General features: G+C 48.3%; 13 protein-coding genes and 1 pseudogene. 7 read left to right on the top strand and 7 right to left on the bottom strand.

The window, feature by feature from the left end; genetic code table 11:
• Nucleotides 1–64: 64 nt before the first annotated feature.
• From K0335_RS15355 to fruB, 6 genes and pseudogenes are all read right to left on the bottom strand, one after another.
• A pseudogene (locus tag K0335_RS15355) lies at nucleotides 65–1315 on the bottom strand (NupC/NupG family nucleoside CNT transporter).
• Nucleotides 1316–1408: 93 nt separating this feature from the next.
• Complete coding sequence (gene psuG, locus K0335_RS15350) at nucleotides 1409–2347, bottom strand: pseudouridine-5'-phosphate glycosidase (RefSeq protein ID WP_001293152.1); 939 nt, start codon at nucleotides 2345–2347, stop codon at nucleotides 1409–1411.
• On the bottom strand, nucleotides 2335–3276 hold the full coding sequence (locus K0335_RS15345; protein WP_104919416.1) for a pseudouridine kinase: 942 nt from the start codon (nucleotides 3274–3276) through the stop codon (nucleotides 2335–2337). The genes psuG and K0335_RS15345 overlap by 13 nt, the downstream gene beginning before the upstream one ends.
• A gap of 423 nt (nucleotides 3277–3699) precedes the next feature.
• Complete coding sequence (gene fruA, locus K0335_RS15340) at nucleotides 3700–5385, bottom strand: PTS fructose transporter subunit IIBC (protein WP_104919415.1); 1686 nt, start codon at nucleotides 5383–5385, stop codon at nucleotides 3700–3702.
• Nucleotides 5386–5401: 16 nt separating this feature from the next.
• On the bottom strand, nucleotides 5402–6340 hold the full coding sequence (fruK, locus tag K0335_RS15335) for a 1-phosphofructokinase (RefSeq protein ID WP_000091256.1): 939 nt from the start codon (nucleotides 6338–6340) through the stop codon (nucleotides 5402–5404).
• Nucleotides 6340–7470 (bottom strand): fused PTS fructose transporter subunit IIA/HPr protein, encoded by a 1131-nt coding sequence (gene fruB, locus K0335_RS15330; protein ID WP_000487296.1) that lies wholly within the window; start codon nucleotides 7468–7470, stop codon nucleotides 6340–6342. Before fruB ends, fruK begins: the two co-directional genes overlap by 1 nt.
• Nucleotides 7471–7812: 342 nt before the next feature.
• Between fruB and setB the strand changes: the two genes are divergently transcribed.
• On the top strand, nucleotides 7813–8994 hold the full coding sequence (gene setB / locus K0335_RS15325) for a sugar efflux transporter SetB (RefSeq protein WP_000551996.1): 1182 nt from the start codon (nucleotides 7813–7815) through the stop codon (nucleotides 8992–8994).
• Here setB and K0335_RS15320 read toward each other — a convergent pair.
• Entirely contained in the window at nucleotides 8991–9245 is a 255-nt protein-coding gene (locus K0335_RS15320) for a YkgJ family cysteine cluster protein (protein ID WP_015953559.1), read from the bottom strand. The genes setB and K0335_RS15320 overlap by 4 nt on opposite strands.
• Nucleotides 9246–9401: 156 nt before the next feature.
• Here K0335_RS15320 and yeiP point away from each other — a divergent pair, with 156 nt between their 5' ends.
• The 6 genes from yeiP to K0335_RS15290 all read left to right on the top strand — a co-directional run bounded on the left by yeiP (nucleotide 9402) and on the right by K0335_RS15290 (nucleotide 16211).
• Nucleotides 9402–9974 (top strand): elongation factor P-like protein YeiP, encoded by a 573-nt coding sequence (gene yeiP, locus K0335_RS15315; protein WP_002431443.1) that lies wholly within the window; start codon nucleotides 9402–9404, stop codon nucleotides 9972–9974.
• Nucleotides 9975–10171: 197 nt separating this feature from the next.
• Nucleotides 10172–11638, top strand: a complete 1467-nt coding sequence (locus tag K0335_RS15310; protein ID WP_160194133.1) for a mannitol dehydrogenase family protein — start codon at nucleotides 10172–10174, stop codon at nucleotides 11636–11638.
• A 117-nt stretch (nucleotides 11639–11755) separates the two neighbouring features.
• Nucleotides 11756–12742: a GTP-binding protein gene (locus K0335_RS15305; RefSeq protein WP_104919412.1), complete on the top strand. Its 987-nt coding sequence runs from the start codon at nucleotides 11756–11758 to the stop codon at nucleotides 12740–12742.
• 36 nt (nucleotides 12743–12778) lie between these two features.
• Entirely contained in the window at nucleotides 12779–13492 is a 714-nt protein-coding gene (locus tag K0335_RS15300; protein WP_104919411.1) for a phosphatase PAP2 family protein, read from the top strand.
• Between the two features lie 413 nt (nucleotides 13493–13905).
• Complete coding sequence (gene mepS, locus K0335_RS15295) at nucleotides 13906–14472, top strand: bifunctional murein DD-endopeptidase/murein LD-carboxypeptidase (RefSeq protein ID WP_000241014.1); 567 nt, start codon at nucleotides 13906–13908, stop codon at nucleotides 14470–14472.
• Between the two features lie 182 nt (nucleotides 14473–14654).
• On the top strand, nucleotides 14655–16211 hold the full coding sequence (locus tag K0335_RS15290) for a cyclic di-GMP phosphodiesterase (RefSeq protein ID WP_000493376.1): 1557 nt from the start codon (nucleotides 14655–14657) through the stop codon (nucleotides 16209–16211).
• Nucleotides 16212–16256 lie beyond the last annotated feature (45 nt).

Here is a 16256-nt window from a genome sequence, read left to right as displayed (position 1 = left end):
ATCTGGAATAGTACGCGATTACCGGATGCAACGCTTAATAAGCGCGTACATCCGGCAATGAAACTCAAGCTAAACCAATAAAGAACCCGGCAATGGTCGCGCTCATCAGGTTGGAAAGCGTTGCTGCTGCCAACGCCCGTAACCCAAGCTGAGCGATTTCCGGCGCGCGTTTTGGCGAAATAGCCGAAAACGCCCCAACGACAACACCGATAGAACCAAAGTTAGCAAAACCACAAAGCGCAAAGGAGATAATCGCAATGGTTTTCACTTCCAGCGTGCCGCCCGTTTGCAGGTATGGGGAGAAACTCAGGTAAGCGACGAATTCGTTAATCGCCAGTTTCTGCCCAATCAGACTACCCGCAAGGTTGGCATCACTCCAGTCCACGCCCATGATCCACGCCAGCGGTGCCAGCACATAGCCAAAAATACTTTCCAGAGAGGCATTGGAAAAACCCAACCAGCCACCAATTCCGCCGATAATGCCGTTGATCAGCGCAATAATTGCCACAAACGCCATTACCACCGTCGCCACACCAGCGGCGATTTTCAACCCGGTCATCGCACCGCTCGCCGCCGCTTCGATAAAACTTTTTGGCGGCGTTTCGCTGAACGACAGATTTTCAAATGTCACCTGCGAAGGCTCGGTTGCCGGGCTAAGAATACGCGCAAACAGAATACCACCGGGGATCGCCATCAGCGATGCCGCTAACAGGTAGTCTATTGGTACGCCCATTCCGGCATAACCAATCATCATCGAACCAGCAATGGACGCCATCCCGCTGCAAATTGCGGTAAACAACTCGTTGCGATTCATGCGATCGATAAACGGTTTTACGATCGCCGGGATCTCATTTTGCCCAAGGAAAATAGTGGTAACCGCAACAAAAGATTCGATTTTGCTGATGTTGAGGGCTTTCTGAAAAATACTGCCAAGAATGCGGATTAGCAGCCCCATCACGCCAATGTAGTACAGCAGGCTGATGAGCGCAGTGACAAAAATAATCGCCGGAAGTACGCGAAAGGCGAAGATAAAGCCTGTGCCATCAAACAGGACATCCATTTTCGGCCCAACCAGCGAACCAAAAATGAAGGCGCTACCGGCATCACTGTAAGACATCACTTTATGAACGCCTAATGCCGCCTGCTCTACTGCCCATTATCCGGGTGGAAAATAGAGCATGATTCCGCCAATAGCGATTTGCAGCAGCAATGCAGCTCCGACCGTGCGTACGCTGATACGCTTTTTATTCACTGACAATAAGAATGCAATTGCCAGCAATACCACCATACCCACCAAACTTCTCATTATATCCATAATGATTTTCCTTTCATGCCAGTAAACCCGGCGCAAGCGCCAGGTTTCGGTATGTATGATCAGTACGGGCGACGGCTTTCTGCCCGTCAGAAATTAACCCGCGAGACGCTGGTATTCTTTGGCAATTTCGCTCGCCAGAATGGCGTTGTTGAACACCAGTTGGATGTTGGATTTCAGGCTGTCACCGCCAGTCAGCTCAGCAACACGAGCCAGCAGGAACGGTGTACTTTCTTTACCAATAACGCCCTGCTCTTCGGCTTCGGCGACGGCTTGATCTATGGCTGCATTGATAGATTCCTCCGGCATCGCAAACTGTTCCGGGATCGGATTCGCCACTACCAGGCCGCCGTTCAAACCGGTTTGCCATTTCACTGCCATTGCACGAGCGATTTCCGTGGCACTATCAAGGCGAATACTGACTTCAAATGGGCTGGTACGGCAGAAAAACGCAGGCAGCGCTTTTGTCTGATAGCCAATTAACGGCACACCGAAGGTTTCTAAATATTCTGTTGTTAATCCTAAATCGAGAATAGATTTTGCACCGGCACAAACAACGGTGACATTAGTATTTGCCAGTTCCTGTAAATCGGCAGAAATATCGAAGGTATGTTCCGCACCGCGATGCACACCACCAATACCCCCCGTTGCAAATACTTTAATTCCTGCCAGTGCCGCGATAATCATCGTTGAAGCAACGGTGGTCGCACCATTTTTCCCTGCGGCAACGACAAAAGGTAAATCACGGCGACTGACTTTCGTCACGTTATGCCCTTCACGGCCTAACAATTCAATTTCTTCTTTGCTCAAACCGACTTTCATGACACCACCAATAATGGCGATTGTTGCAGGTACAGCACCATTTTTACGAATTGTGTCTTCTACTTCAATTGCCGTCTGAGCATTTTGCGGAAATGGCATACCATGCGAAATAATGGTTGATTCAAGAGCAACAATCGGTTTTTTATTTTTTAAAGCTTCTTGTACTTCGGCAGATATTTGTAATAGTTCAGGGGACAGAGTTAATTCAGACATTCGGAGTTCTCCACTAACGATGTAACATTGGCAATTGATAATTCAGGGTTATTGGTATATTCACAGGCAAGTGCCATTGACGAACATCCTTGCGCAAATCGAACAGAATCGGTAAACGACATCCCATCTACCCAACAGGAGGCCAGCCCCGCCATCATGGCGTCACCTGCTCCGGTAACATTAATGACATTGGTTTTAATCGGCGCAGACCAGCCACTTTCACCGCCGATATCACTGTAATAAACACCATCACCGCCCATGCTCAGCACCAGGCGGTTCAGGCCGTGTTGATGAAACCAGGCAGCGACCTTTGCGACATCTTCACGCCCAGACAGTGCAATTCCACTCAGTGTTTCAGCTTCAAGACGGTTAGGTTTCAGAGTATGAATTTTGCTCAGATGATCGCGGATTTTGACGCATTTCCACGCCGATACTGGATCAATAAATACAGGTGTGTCCCCGGCATTCTGCATAACCCAGGCCATCGCGTCTTCACTCAGGTTGCAATCCGCGACAATAACATTTGCACCACGAATAAATTCCTGATGTTGAGACAGAAATTCCGCTGAAATACAGTCGCTAATATTCATGTCATTAATAGCAACAAGCATTTCTCCGGTATTATCGAGTAACGATAAATAACTGGAGGTATTTTCACCCGGCACAATTAAGCATTTATCGACATAAACACCAGATTGATTAGTTTGCGCCAGTAATGACTGTCCATAGAAATCACCGCCCACTGCACTTAAAAGCCAGGCATTTTTTCCCAGCAACGCCAGATTATGAGCGATATTTCTCCCCACACCGCCTGGGGTAAATTTTATTTTTCCGGGATTAGAATCCGCATAATTCAATGACTGGTGTGAATACCCCGCCACATCAATATTCGCCGAACCAATAATTACTATGTAGTCCTTTTCGCGCATAGCACGCCCCCTGGCAATAAATTGCCAACGAAGAAATTGGGTAAAATAGTCTTTATGAAAGATGAGACTATTAGAGCACATGTTCAGATTTAAACACGTGTTCATAATAGACCTGTTTAATGTAATGTAAATCGATCAGAAAAAGCGAAATAAGCCAGATATGAAGGCGGTCACAAAATTTGGTTGCTTATACAGCAATAAAAGGAAAAGTTGTGATGTGTAACACATTGTACTTGTCACACTTCACGTTGCATGTGCTGCGTCTGCGGGTTAATCGGCCTCAGGCCTCAGCCTTTCAGGACCAACACAAGCGTTGTTCAAAACGCCACTGCCGTTGTGTCCTGCAACTCGAATTATTTAGAGAATATAAGAACAGGGAAAGGAAAAGGGCAGAGAAGACTCTGCCCTGATGATGAAGAGGAATTATGCGGTTTTTTCTACTGCTTGTGTTTCGGGACGTTTGAGGAAGGCGTAAGACAAACCAGCCACCAACGTACCCGCGATAATTGCCACCAGATAACCCACTACTGGAGTGATTGCACCAGGGATGAGCAGCACAAACAGACCACCGTGTGGTGCCATCAGTTTCGCGCCAATCGCCATCGAAATTGCGCCTGTCAGCGCGCCACCAACGATACAGCACGGAAGTACACGCATCGGATCACGGGCAGCAAACGGAATCGCACCTTCAGAAATAAAGCACAGTCCCAGTACCAGAGCTGCTTTACCACCTTCCTGCTGCGCTTTGTCGAATTTGCGCCGTGCCACCATTGTTGCCAGCCCCATCGCCAGCGGTGGAACCATACCCGCAGCCATGATCGCCGCCATCGGTGCGTAAGTTTGTGTACTCAGCAGACCAACACCAAACGCATATGCTGCTTTGTTTACCGGACCACCCATATCGGTACACATCATGCCGCCGAGGATCGCTCCCAGCAGAACAGCATTCGCAGTACCCATGGTTTGCAGCCAGTGCGTCAAGCCTTCCAGAATACCTGCGACAGGTTTACCGATAAGGTAGATCATCGCCAGACCAACCACCAGGCTGGAGATTAGCGGAATAATCAGAATCGGTTTCAGCGCTTCCATACTTTGTGGCAGCTTAAGCTGAGTGCTAATGAGCTTCGCCATATATCCAGCCAGGAAACCCGCAATGATGCCGCCGATAAAACCTGAGCCGGTGCTGACAGCCAACATACCGCCAATCAAACCTGGCGTCAGACCTGGGCGGTCCGCAATAGAAAACGCAATATATCCCGCCAGTACCGGTACCATTAGCGCAAAGGCTGAGCCACCACCAATTTGCATCAAAGCCGCTGCCAGCGTACCCGGTTCTTTGAACGCTTCGATACCGAAGGCAAAAGAAAGGGCGATACACAGACCACCAGCAACCACCATCGGCAGCATATAAGAAACACCCGTCAACAGGTGACGATAGGCGCCAGCACTCTCTTTTTTACTTTCCGTTGGAGTGGCAGATTGCCCCGCAGGTTCATATGGTTTGGCTTCTGCTACTGCTTTATCCAGTTCCTGAGCGGTTTTCTTCAGCGCCAGTCCGGTTGAAGTACGGTACATCGGTTTACCGGCAAATTTGGCCAGATCCACTTCGATATCTGCCGCTACAATCACCAGATCTGCCGCAGCCACCTCTTCCGGAGTAATGGCATTACCCGCTCCCACAGAACCACGGGTTTCAACTTTCACCCACCAGCCGCGTTTTTTCGCTTCGGTTTCAATGGCTTCTGCCGCCATAAAGGTATGAGCAACACCTGTCGGACAAGCTGTCACCGCAACTACACGTTTCTGTCCGCTGGCAGGAACAGGCGTAGCAACAGCCGGAGAACTGTACAGTTTGGCATGACCTTTTGCTTCACTCAGAAACAGTTCAGGATGTGCAACCGCACGGTTGATATCACCCAGCCAGACCTTTTTACCGTTCAGGGCACTGTCGGCAGGCATAGTGCTACCCAGAATAATAGCCATATCGGCATCATTTGGGTTGTCGATAATATCCAGATTCGCTTTATGCGCCGCCGCGCCCAGCAGGGTTTTCGCCATATAGGCGCGAGCCTGACCGAGATTAGCGTCAATAATCAGCAGCGTTTTCATTATGCCTCTCCTGCTGTCAGTTAAACGGTTGTAAGTCGACGCGCGCCATCATTGCGGCCAACTGAGGACGATCAGTAATACCGACGTTACTCTGACTCACTGCCAGGGCAGCTACGGCGGTTGCCAGGCGTAACGTGTGTTCGCTGGATTCACGCATCAGCAGGCCGTAAATCAGGCCACCAACCATTGAATCCCCAGCACCTACAGTACTTACCACCTCAACAGCAGGCGGTTTTGCAATCCACTCACCAGACGCGTTAACCCACAGCGCGCCTTCTTCACCAAGCGAGATAACCACATGTGCAATGCCCTGTTCACGCAATGCATGTGCGGCTTCAATAACATCTTTCATTTCTGGCAACTTACGGCCTGCCCAGATTTCCAGCTCGCGGCGATTCGGTTTTACCAGCCACGGAGCGGCTTTCAGACCCGCGACCAGCGCTTCACGACTACTGTCGAAAATAATGCACGGACACTGGCTACGCAGGCGAGTCATCCAGTCAGTGAACGCCTCCGGGCTGACACCCGCAGGAAGGCTTCCGCTGACACAAACCATATCGAACTGCCCCAGCCAGCTCAGAGAATCATTGACAAAGCGCTCCCAGTCAGCTGGCGTCACTTCAAAACCAGAGAAGTTAAAATCAGTGACTTCACCATCTTTTTCCGTCAGCTTGACGTTAATACGGGTACGCCCCTGCACGACCTGAAAACGGTTAGCAATACCCAATTCGCTGAACAATTGCTGAAAACCGTCCTGATTATCTTTACCCAGAAAACCGCCAACGGTGACATCAATACCCAGATCTTTTAAAACCTTAGCAACGTTGATACCTTTACCCGCCGCATGCAGACCAGTGGTTTTCACCAGATTAACTTCACCACGTTCAATTTCCGGGCAGAAACCGACCAGATCATAAGCCGGGTTAAGGGTGATAGTGGCAACACGTCTGCTCATTACACACCCTCCCCAAGACCTGCTGCGATTGCATCGCCAATAGCATTCAGCGCCTGTTCAGCATCTTCACCTTGTGCGGTAAAGCGTAGACGATGACCTTTCTTAACTCCTAACGCTACGACTTTCATCAAGCTCCTTCCGTTCGCAGGTTTTCCAGTGCCATCAAGGTTTGTCACCGTGATTTCACTGTTAAATTGTTTAATCGTGTTCACCAACATTGTGCCAGGACGGGCGTGCAAACCGTGTTCATTACGCACTACAAATTCCGCACTTAACACGTCGTCAGTCGGCGCATCATCGCTGGTCAGCAGCGCCAGCAATGTCGCTGAATCTGCTTTCAGCAGACGATCTGCTTTGTTATCGAGCAGCAGATCGGCAACACGCTTCAGGACGGCTAACGGCTGTTCGTCATTCATGGCGACAGTCAGCAGTAATGCGGCAGGATCCCCTTCCACTTCAAATGCATTCGCTGCACGGCTGACCGCAACAGCGCTTGCCAGGTTGCCTTCAACACCATCATTGAGCCAAATCCCCTGTCCGAGATGCATCGGAGATTCATTGATAGCTTTAGCAACGAACACGGCATCAACAGCGCCAGCCTCTTTCAGACGTGCAGCATTCAACGCCTGTAAGGTGACCAGATCATTTGCAGCAACATCCAGCATCAGCATGTCATTATCTAATTTCAGCTGTTCGCTTTGCTTTTCACCCATCAGCAATGCCCGCAGCTCTTCCGCAGTCGTGGCTGATTTAAGTTGACCAGCAACAGAGTCATCACTCAATACGTGCGTTAACTGACGTAGCAAGCCGAGATGTTCATCAGAACTTGCCGCTATACCAATCGCCACATATGCGGTCTGCCCTTCGCCCCAGGTAACACCTTCCGGGAATTGAAACACCTGAACACCGGTTTTCAATACCTGATCACGCGTGTCAGTTGTGCCATGGGGAATAGCAATACCATTACCCAGGAACGTGGAGGTCTGCTGTTCGCGTGCCAGCATCCCATTGACGTAACCCTCAGCAACGTTACCGGCCTGTACCAGCGCAGCGGCAATGTGTCGAATGGCATCTTCTTTGTTTCCGGCCTGTTGGCCAGGATGAATATCTTGTACAGATAACTGGAACATGGTTCTCCTCTCCCGCTGAATTGAAACGATTCAGCCAACATGAGAAAAAAAGCGCCATTCGATCACTTGGTTGATAATACGATAGCGCTGAAACGTTTCAAGAAGTTTCGATCCATCTGCGGAACTTCGCAAGCAAAGCCGTAAAATTGATCACAAAAATTAGACACAATGCACATTTTTACGTCTAAAAATCTTATTTGCTGAACGATACATTACTTCAGCCAGCACGTTTTCAGCTGATTTCAGCCTTTGACATTTCGTGGCGTGCTTGATTTGGCAACCTGTTTATTTTCTGACAAGCCGCGTAAACTCCGCATCTCTTTACGTCACAGATACCGATGTATGCATAACTCCCCTGCTGTCTCCACGCCTAAGGCGTTTGATTTGACTGCCACGGCATTTCTCATCGTGGCCTTTCTCACCGGTATTGCCGGGGCGCTACAAACTCCCACATTAAGTTTGTTTCTGACGGATGAAGTCCATGCCCGGCCTGGTATGGTTGGTTTCTTTTTTACCGGCAGTGCGGTGATCGGCATTCTGGTAAGTCAATTTCTGGCAGGACGTTCAGATAAAAAAGGTGATCGTAAAAAGTTGATTGTCTTTTGTTGTCTGATGGGCACGTTGGCTTGTGTACTTTTCGCCTGGAATCGCAATTACTTTATTTTGTTGTTTCTTGGTGTATTTCTTAGCAGTTTCGGTTCGACTTCCAACCCACAAATGTTTGCTCTGGCGCGGGAACATGCCGATCGCACGGGTCGGGAAGCGGTGATGTTTAGTTCATTTTTGCGCGCTCAGGTGTCTCTGGCCTGGGTGATTGGTCCGCCGCTGGCTTATGCGTTAGCCATGGGGTTTGGTTTCACCGTGATGTACCTCAGCGCTGCGGTAGCATTTATTGTCTGTGGCGTGATGGTATGGCTGTTTTTACCTTCAATGCGCAAAGATGCTCCTCTCGCCGTTGGAACACTGGAAGCGCCACGTCGTAATCGTCGCGATACCCTGTTGCTATTTGCTATCTGTACGCTGATGTGGGGCACTAACAGCCTCTATATCATTAATATGCCGCTGTTTATCATTAATGAATTGCATCTACCGGAAAAACTTGCAGGTGTGATGATGGGTACAGCAGCAGGCCTGGAAATACCCACAATGCTGATTGCAGGTTATTTTGCTAAACGGTTGGGTAAACGCCTGCTGATGATCATTGCCGTAGCAGCAGGTTTTGCATTTTATGCAGGAATGTTGCTCGCTCACTCACCAATGGTATTGCTCGGCTTGCAGCTGCTGAACGCTATTTATATTGGGATTCTCGGCGGTATTGGAATGCTCTATTTTCAGGATTTAATGCCCGGACAGGCAGGATCAGCCACCACGCTCTATACCAATACGATTCGTGTTGGCTGGATTATCGCCGGATCGCTGGCCGGAATCGCCGCTGAACTGTGGAGTTATCATTCTGTCTTCTGGTTCGCATTAGCAATGACCGTTGCTGCCGTGTTTTGTCTTTTCAAAATTCGGGACGTTTAGGGAGCTGTCAGGGCTTCAAGTTCAATAAGCCAGGTCATCGCTTGCTGACGCGTTTGCCCGCACATTTCAGCACTGGGTTGTAACCCGGCACAGACTTTAGGGCGTAGTGGCGAGAGGAAAATTTTGCAGCGCTGTTGTTCATCAAGTTGAATACAAGGCGTATTTGCAGGTTTGCCGTCAGGCATTCCGGGGATGGGGCTTGATATTGAAGGCGCTGTGCAACATGCACCACAGTCCGGACGGCAATCCATAGGGTATTCTCTTGTTGGTTAACCACCGGAGTGATGAGCGCGCACATTAACACCTTTTTTACCACGACAAAAGTACGATTACCCCTTGCCTGAAAGGCCCGTCACGAGTAGTTTGACGCGATATTTTTGACACTTTGCAAAACAGGAATTTTTTCGATGCCAAGAGCGAACGAAATTAAAAAAGGTATGGTGCTGAATTACAACGGCAAACTGCTGTTGGTGAAAGATATTGATATTCAATCGCCGACGGCACGTGGTGCTGCAACGCTTTATAAAATGCGTTTTTCCGATGTCCGTACCGGGCTGAAAGTTGAAGAACGTTTTAAAGGCGACGATATTGTTGACACAGTAACGCTGACTCGTCGCTACGTCGATTTCTCCTATGTTGATGGCAACGAGTATGTCTTTATGGATAAAGAAGACTATACCCCGTATACCTTCACCAAAGACCAGATTGAAGAAGAGCTGATGTTTATGCCGGAAGGTGGCATGCCGGATATGCAGGTTCTGACCTGGGACGGCCAACTGCTGGCACTTGAATTACCCCAAACAGTTGATCTGGAAATTATTGAAACGGCACCGGGCATCAAAGGGGCTTCTGCCAGCGCCCGTAACAAACCAGCGACATTGAGCACGGGTCTGGTGATTCAGGTGCCGGAATACTTAAGCCCGGGCGAAAAAATTCGTATCCATATCGAAGAACGCCGTTATATGGGCCGCGCAGACTAATTTGCGCAATCTGAAACTGAGGGCGGCGCAGGCTGCCCTTTTTTATTAAACTTATTATACCAATCCCCCCTTCTTTCCGGCCAAAGATTGATATCCTTCACACTTCAGATTATTAACAAATCACACCAATATTATTTTCTGTCATATAACTTTAAAGTAACAATATTTAGTACAAACATTCTTAAGGTGTGCCATCAATGAAAACCATCGCCTCAGCCCAACTTCCCCAGGGAGTGCTGACACCACATTATGATCGGCAAAAGCTACAATCCCGTATTGTTCATTTTGGCTTTGGTGCGTTTCATCGGGCACATCAGGCTTTATTAACTGACCGGGTACTTAATGCCCGTGGTGGTGACTGGGGGATCTGCGAAATCAGCCTGTTTAGCGGCGATCATTTAATGCGTCAACTCCGTGAGCAGGACCATCTATTTACTGTTCTTGAGAAAGGCGCTGAGGGCGATCAGGCCATTATTATTGGCGCTGTTCATGAATGTCTTAATGCGAAACTGGATTCATTAGCCGCCATTATTGAGAAATTCTGCGAACCGCAGGTGGCGATTGTTTCACTGACCATTACAGAAAAAGGCTATTGCATCGACCCGTCTACGGGTGAACTTGATCTGCATAACGCAAGAATCCTTCATGACCTTGCATCTCCGCAAGAACCCCATTCTGCTCCAGGCATTCTGGTTGAAGCGCTGGCTCGTCGTCACCAGCGTGGCTTGCCACCCTTTACCGTGCTCTCTTGCGACAATATTCCTGACAATGGTCATGTTGTAAAAAATGCCGTGTTGGGAATGGCCGCAAGACGTTCACCAGAACTGGCAGAATGGATAAAAACACATGTCAGCTTCCCTGCCACAATGGTTGATCGAATTGTTCCTGCGGCAACGGAAGAGTCTCTGGCTGAAATATCTCAGCATCTGGGCGTTACTGATCCTTGTGCAATAAGTTGTGAGCCGTTTATTCAGTGGGTCGTGGAGGATGATTTTGTTGCCGGAAGACCTGAATGGGAAGTCGCAGGTGTACAAATGGTTCGGGATGTCGTGCCATGGGAAGAGATGAAATTGCGGATGCTTAATGGCAGCCACTCATTTCTCGCTTATCCAGGCTATCTCTCAGGCTTTGCACATATCAGCGATTGTATGCAAGACAAGGTATTTCGCCAGGCTGCGCGACGTTTAATGCTGCAGGAGCAAGCCCCCACGTTGCAAATTACGGATGTTGATCTCACGCTTTATGCCGACAAACTTGTAGAGCGCTTCGCTAACCCGGCTTTGAAGCATAAAACCTGGCAGATCGCGATGGATGGCAGTCAGAAATTGCCCCAGAGAATGCTCGCCAGTATTCGTATTCATTTGCAACGTGAAAGTACCTGGCCTCTGCTGGCGCTAGGTGTTGCAGGCTGGATGCGTTACGTCAGTGGCTTTGATGATGTAAACAAAACCATAGATGTTCGTGATCCGCTTAGTGACAAAATCGCCACACTCGTGGCAAAAAGCACATCGGCGCAGCGAGTAAAAACCCTGTTATCACTCAATGAAATATTCGGTGACGACCTGCCAGACAATCCTCGATTTGTTGAGGCGATTAGCGAAGCATGGCAGCAAATTGAGCAATATGGTGCTCATCAAGCCGTCGCTCATGCACTAAAAAATTAACAATTTCTGCGGTATAAGCGGGTGATCCCTCTGGTTACCCGCTCAGTTCTTCTCTTTTTGCTCTTTTTTGTCCAGGATTAATAGCAAATTTCGTTTCTCATCTTTTCTGGAGTGGCTGTGACCAGAACCAACCTTATTACCGGCTTTCTCGGCAGCGGGAAAACAACATCAATCCTTCATCTTTTAGCGCACAAAGATCCCGCTGAAAAATGGGCCGTCCTGGTTAACGAATTTGGCGAAGTGGGGATCGATGGTGCCCTGCTCGCGGATAGCGGAGCGTTATTGAAAGAAATTCCCGGCGGCTGTATGTGTTGTGTTAACGGCTTGCCCATGCAAGTGGGGCTGAATACTTTGCTGCGTCAGGGAAAGCCGGATCGTTTGCTTATTGAACCTACTGGACTGGGGCATCCTAAACAGATCCTTGATTTGTTAACCGCCCCGGTTTACGAACCCTGGATTGATCTGCGTGCCACTCTTTGCATTCTCGATCCCCGTCAGTTGCTGGATAAAAAAAGGGTTGATAACGAAAACTTCCGCGACCAGCTTGCCGCTGCGGATGTCATTGTGGCGAACAAAAGCGATCGGGCAACGGATGAAAGTGAAAACGCCCTGCAACAATGGTGGCAACAATATGGCGAAGATCGGCTACTGGTGCAGTGTGAACAAGGCCGAATCGATGGAAAACTCCTTGATCTGCCACGTAAAAATGTCACGGAGCTACCTGCCAGTGCAGCTCATAGTCATCAGACAGTAGAACGAAAAGGATTAGCAGCGCTAAGTTTACCAGCACATCAACGTTGGCGACGTAGCCTCAACAGTGGTCAGGGGCATCAGGCCTGCGGCTGGATATTCGATGCAGATACCGTCTTTGACACCATTGGTGTTCTTGAATGGGCTCGTCTTGCCCCTGTTGCACGCGTTAAAGGTGTAATGCGTATTGCCGAAGGTCTGGTACGGATTAATCGTCAGGGTGACGATTTGCATATTGAAACTCAAAATGTTGCTCCGCCCGATAGTCGTATCGAGCTTATTTCCAGTACCGATACCGACTGGAATGCCTTGCAGAGCGCGCTGTTGAAGCTTCGTTTAGTTACAGGTGAGTAAGGTTGCCCGCTGATTTTAGATAGTGAAGACGTAAATATGAAAATACAGCTAAACCGGATTCTGTTACTCAATTTATCAGGAGTGGGCTTATTCCTCTCCTGGTATCTTCCCTCCGAACATGGGATATGGGCAGCTGTTGATTCAGGCATTATCCATTATTTCAATCATAAGGTGATAGAAAGTCAGCCACTTCTCTGGTTGGTAGCAATAACCAATAATCGTGCTTTCGATGGCTGCTCGCTACTGGCTATGGGCGGTTTAATGCTCTGGTTCTGGTTGCAAGAATCAAAGGCTGGAAGGCGACGTATCGTCATTATTGGTCTGGTCATGCTGCTGACTGCCGTGATTTTAAATCAGCTCGGGCAGGCATTAATTCCGGTTAAACGCGCCAGCCCAACGCTCACCTTTTCGGATATTGTTCGCGTTAGCGAACTCAGTCAAATTCCTACAAAGGATGCTTCGCGTGACAGTTTTCCGGGTGATCACGGGATGATGTTGCTTATTTTTTCCGCTTTTATGTGGCGCTATTTTGGCAAAATCGCCGGAATTATCGGCCTTATTATTTTTGTGGTTTTTGCCTTCCCAAGAGTAATGATTGGCGCACACTGGTTTACTGATATCGCCGTCGGATCGTTAACAGTCATTTTGATTGGTTTACCCTGGTGGCTAATGACTCCATTAAGCGATCGTCTCATTTCTCTTTTTGGGCAATATCTTCCCGGCAAAAACAAACAAACTCAAAACAAATAACACACAGTGATTAACATGTTCATCAGGATTTAAAATGAATCCTGATGAATTTATCCTTATTCCGCCGCCATTCGTTCATCTTTTCATCATCTTATTCATGTTGAAAATTAATTAGTTGCTCAATTAACACACAACCTGATGTTTCTTTAGCCAATGCCGCTTATTAACTTTCTGTATCACTTTTTCTTATAAAAAATAGCGTAAAAGCACTCGCCAAGCCTGCTGTGATCGGGTAATCTCGAACTCGTTTTGCCTCGCCTGGTAATTATTCTTATCACGAATAAATTTGTGCGTTGTGCCACAGTTTTGTACATACACAATTGTCACCAGAAGCACAGGTAATTAGTCTCGTCACGTTTGGCATTTTTTATAACGATATTTATCGTTAAGGACTTCAAGGGATAACAAACAACATGGTCAAATCTCAACCGATTTTGAGATATATCTTGCGCGGAATTCCCGCGATTGCAGTTGCGGTTCTGCTTTCTGCATGTAGCACAACAAACACCGCAAAGAATATGCATCCTGAGACACGTGCAGTGGTTAACGATAATTCGTCACTGCAAGCTTCTCAGGATGAATTTGAAAATCTGGTACGTAATGTCGACGTTAAATCGCGAATTATGGATCAGTATGCTGACTGGAAAGGCGTACGTTATCGTCTTGGCGGCAGCACCAAAAAAGGTATCGACTGCTCTGGTTTTGTACAGCGTACATTCCGCGAGCAGTTTGGCTTAGAGTTACCACGTTCCACCTGGGAACAACAAGAAACCGGTAAATCTGTTTCCCGCAGCAATTTGCGTACTGGTGATTTGGTTCTGTTCCGCGCGGGTTCTACCGGGCGACATGTTGGTATCTACATTGGCAACAACCAGTTTGTTCACGCCTCAACCAGCAGTGGCGTTATTATTTCCAGCATGAACGAGCCGTACTGGAAAAAACGCTACAACGAAGCACGCCGGGTTCTGAGTCGCAGTTAATATTCGTTAGGTTGCTATCCCTTGGTTATCCTGACGAGAACATTAAAGCACTGCTTCGGCGGTGCTTTTTTGTTTCTGCCATTCGGCATAAGAAATGTATGACGATACAGCAAAATCCAGGCTATAGTCCTGCCTGATACCCCCTTTACTTACTGTAATTCTGCAGGATATCTTCAGTAACTATGTTTACAGCCGCCAACGCATCAGGTCGAAAAATCCTTCTTACCTGTTTCATTACAGGCCTGGTCGTTGCTGTTATCATCAGTTGCTTACAGTTTACAGTGAGCTGGCATAAACGTGAGGTGAAGTACGATACGCTGATCACAGATATCAAAACTTACCTGGTCCACTATTTTGCCGATCTGAAAACCTCTACCGACAAGCTGCAGCCATTGACGTTATCGTCCTGTAAAAAAGCAGCCCCTGAACTTACTGCCAAAGCTGCGTTCAGTCTTAATGTTCGGACCTTTTTGTTAGTCAGAGATAAAAAAGCATTTTGCTCGTCGGCAACAGGCAATATGGATATCCCCCTCGCCCACCTTGTTCCGGCACTGGATATTTCTAAAGATGTTGATATCGCCATCTTGCCCGGAACCCCCATGATGCCCGGGAAACCCGCCATGGTGATCTGGTATCGCAATCCGCTTATCAGCAACAGCGGTGTCTTCACTGCACTCAATCTTAATTTGACGCCTTATCTTCTTTATACCTCACGACAGGAAGATTTTGACGGGATTGCCATGATTGTTGGCGATACGGTGCTCTCAACATCTTCTTCTCACTTGCTCAATATCAATGAGCTAAGCGGTCCGCCAGCACGCCAGGTGAAAGTGGAAGGTATACCGCTGACAGTGCGCCTTTATGCTACTGAATGGACATGGAATGATTTGTGGTACGCCCTACTCCTTGGCGGTATGAGTGGTATCGCAGCGGGTCTGCTCTGTTTTTATATTCTGTCTGTTCGTCTGCGTCCCGGTAGAGAAATACTTACCGCGATTAAACGCGACCAGTTCTATGTGGTCTATCAACCGGCGGTAGATACACAAAGCCTGAAGGTAACCGGGCTGGAAGTACTCCTGCGCTGGCGTCATCCTGTAGCGGGCGAGATCCCACCGGATGCCTTTATTCACTATGCCGAAGCCCAGCGGATGATCGTACCGCTGACGCAACATCTCTTTGAACTTATTCGCCGTGATGCCCACGTACTGCAACGGGTACTACCAGTTGGCGTGAAGTTCGGCATTAACATTGCGCCTGACCATCTGCATGGTGAAACGTTCAAAAAGGATATCCGCCAGTTAGTCGAATCCTTACCGGCGCATCATTTCCAGATCGTTCTGGAGATTACCGAGCGTGATATGCTGAAGCAACACGAAGCTACGCAACTCTTTGAGTGGTTGCATTCCGTCGGTGTTGAAATCGCCATTGACGATTTTGGTACCGGGCACAGTGCATTGATTTATCTCGAACGCTTCACCCTTGATTACCTGAAGATTGATCGTGGCTTTATTAATGCGATTGGTACGGAAACGGTCACCTCACCAGTGCTTGACGCCGTACTCACTTTATCAAAACGCCTTAATATGCTGACCGTAGCCGAAGGTGTAGAAACGCCAGAGCAAGCCAAATGGCTGCGTGATCGTGGCGTTAATTTCCTTCAGGGCTACTGGATCAGCCGTCCATTGCCACTGAATGAGTTTGTGCAATGGCTGAAGAAACCAGACACACCGCAGTGGTAAGCCAGACAGGCGTCCATTATGATTAAAATATGACGCTTGCCGCTT

The organism is Escherichia sp. GZ89 (assembly GCF_019366485.1).
In the GTDB taxonomy this organism is placed as follows: domain Bacteria; phylum Pseudomonadota; class Gammaproteobacteria; order Enterobacterales; family Enterobacteriaceae; genus Escherichia; species Escherichia fergusonii.
The sequence above is the reverse complement of the archived record's forward strand: the minus strand, read 5'-3'. Positions and strand labels throughout refer to the sequence as shown.

Excerpts from the sequence above, each read along its gene's own strand:
- K0335_RS15320 (WP_015953559.1), bottom strand. The coding sequence starts at position 9,245 with ATGGATTGCCGTCCGGACTGTGGTGCATGTTGCACAGCGCCTTCAATA.
- fruA (WP_104919415.1), bottom strand. The coding sequence starts at position 5,385 with ATGAAAACGCTGCTGATTATTGACGCTAATCTCGGTCAGGCTCGCGCC.
- setB (WP_000551996.1), top strand. The coding sequence starts at position 7,813 with ATGCATAACTCCCCTGCTGTCTCCACGCCTAAGGCGTTTGATTTGACT.
- fruK (WP_000091256.1), bottom strand. The coding sequence starts at position 6,340 with ATGAGCAGACGTGTTGCCACTATCACCCTTAACCCGGCTTATGATCTG.
- fruB (WP_000487296.1), bottom strand. The coding sequence starts at position 7,470 with ATGTTCCAGTTATCTGTACAAGATATTCATCCTGGCCAACAGGCCGGA.
- yeiP (WP_002431443.1), top strand. The coding sequence starts at position 9,402 with ATGCCAAGAGCGAACGAAATTAAAAAAGGTATGGTGCTGAATTACAAC.
- K0335_RS15300 (WP_104919411.1), top strand. The coding sequence starts at position 12,779 with ATGAAAATACAGCTAAACCGGATTCTGTTACTCAATTTATCAGGAGTG.
- K0335_RS15345 (WP_104919416.1), bottom strand. The coding sequence starts at position 3,276 with ATGCGCGAAAAGGACTACATAGTAATTATTGGTTCGGCGAATATTGAT.
- psuG (WP_001293152.1), bottom strand. The coding sequence starts at position 2,347 with ATGTCTGAATTAACTCTGTCCCCTGAACTATTACAAATATCTGCCGAA.
- K0335_RS15310 (WP_160194133.1), top strand. The coding sequence starts at position 10,172 with ATGAAAACCATCGCCTCAGCCCAACTTCCCCAGGGAGTGCTGACACCA.
- mepS (WP_000241014.1), top strand. The coding sequence starts at position 13,906 with ATGGTCAAATCTCAACCGATTTTGAGATATATCTTGCGCGGAATTCCC.
- K0335_RS15290 (WP_000493376.1), top strand. The coding sequence starts at position 14,655 with ATGTTTACAGCCGCCAACGCATCAGGTCGAAAAATCCTTCTTACCTGT.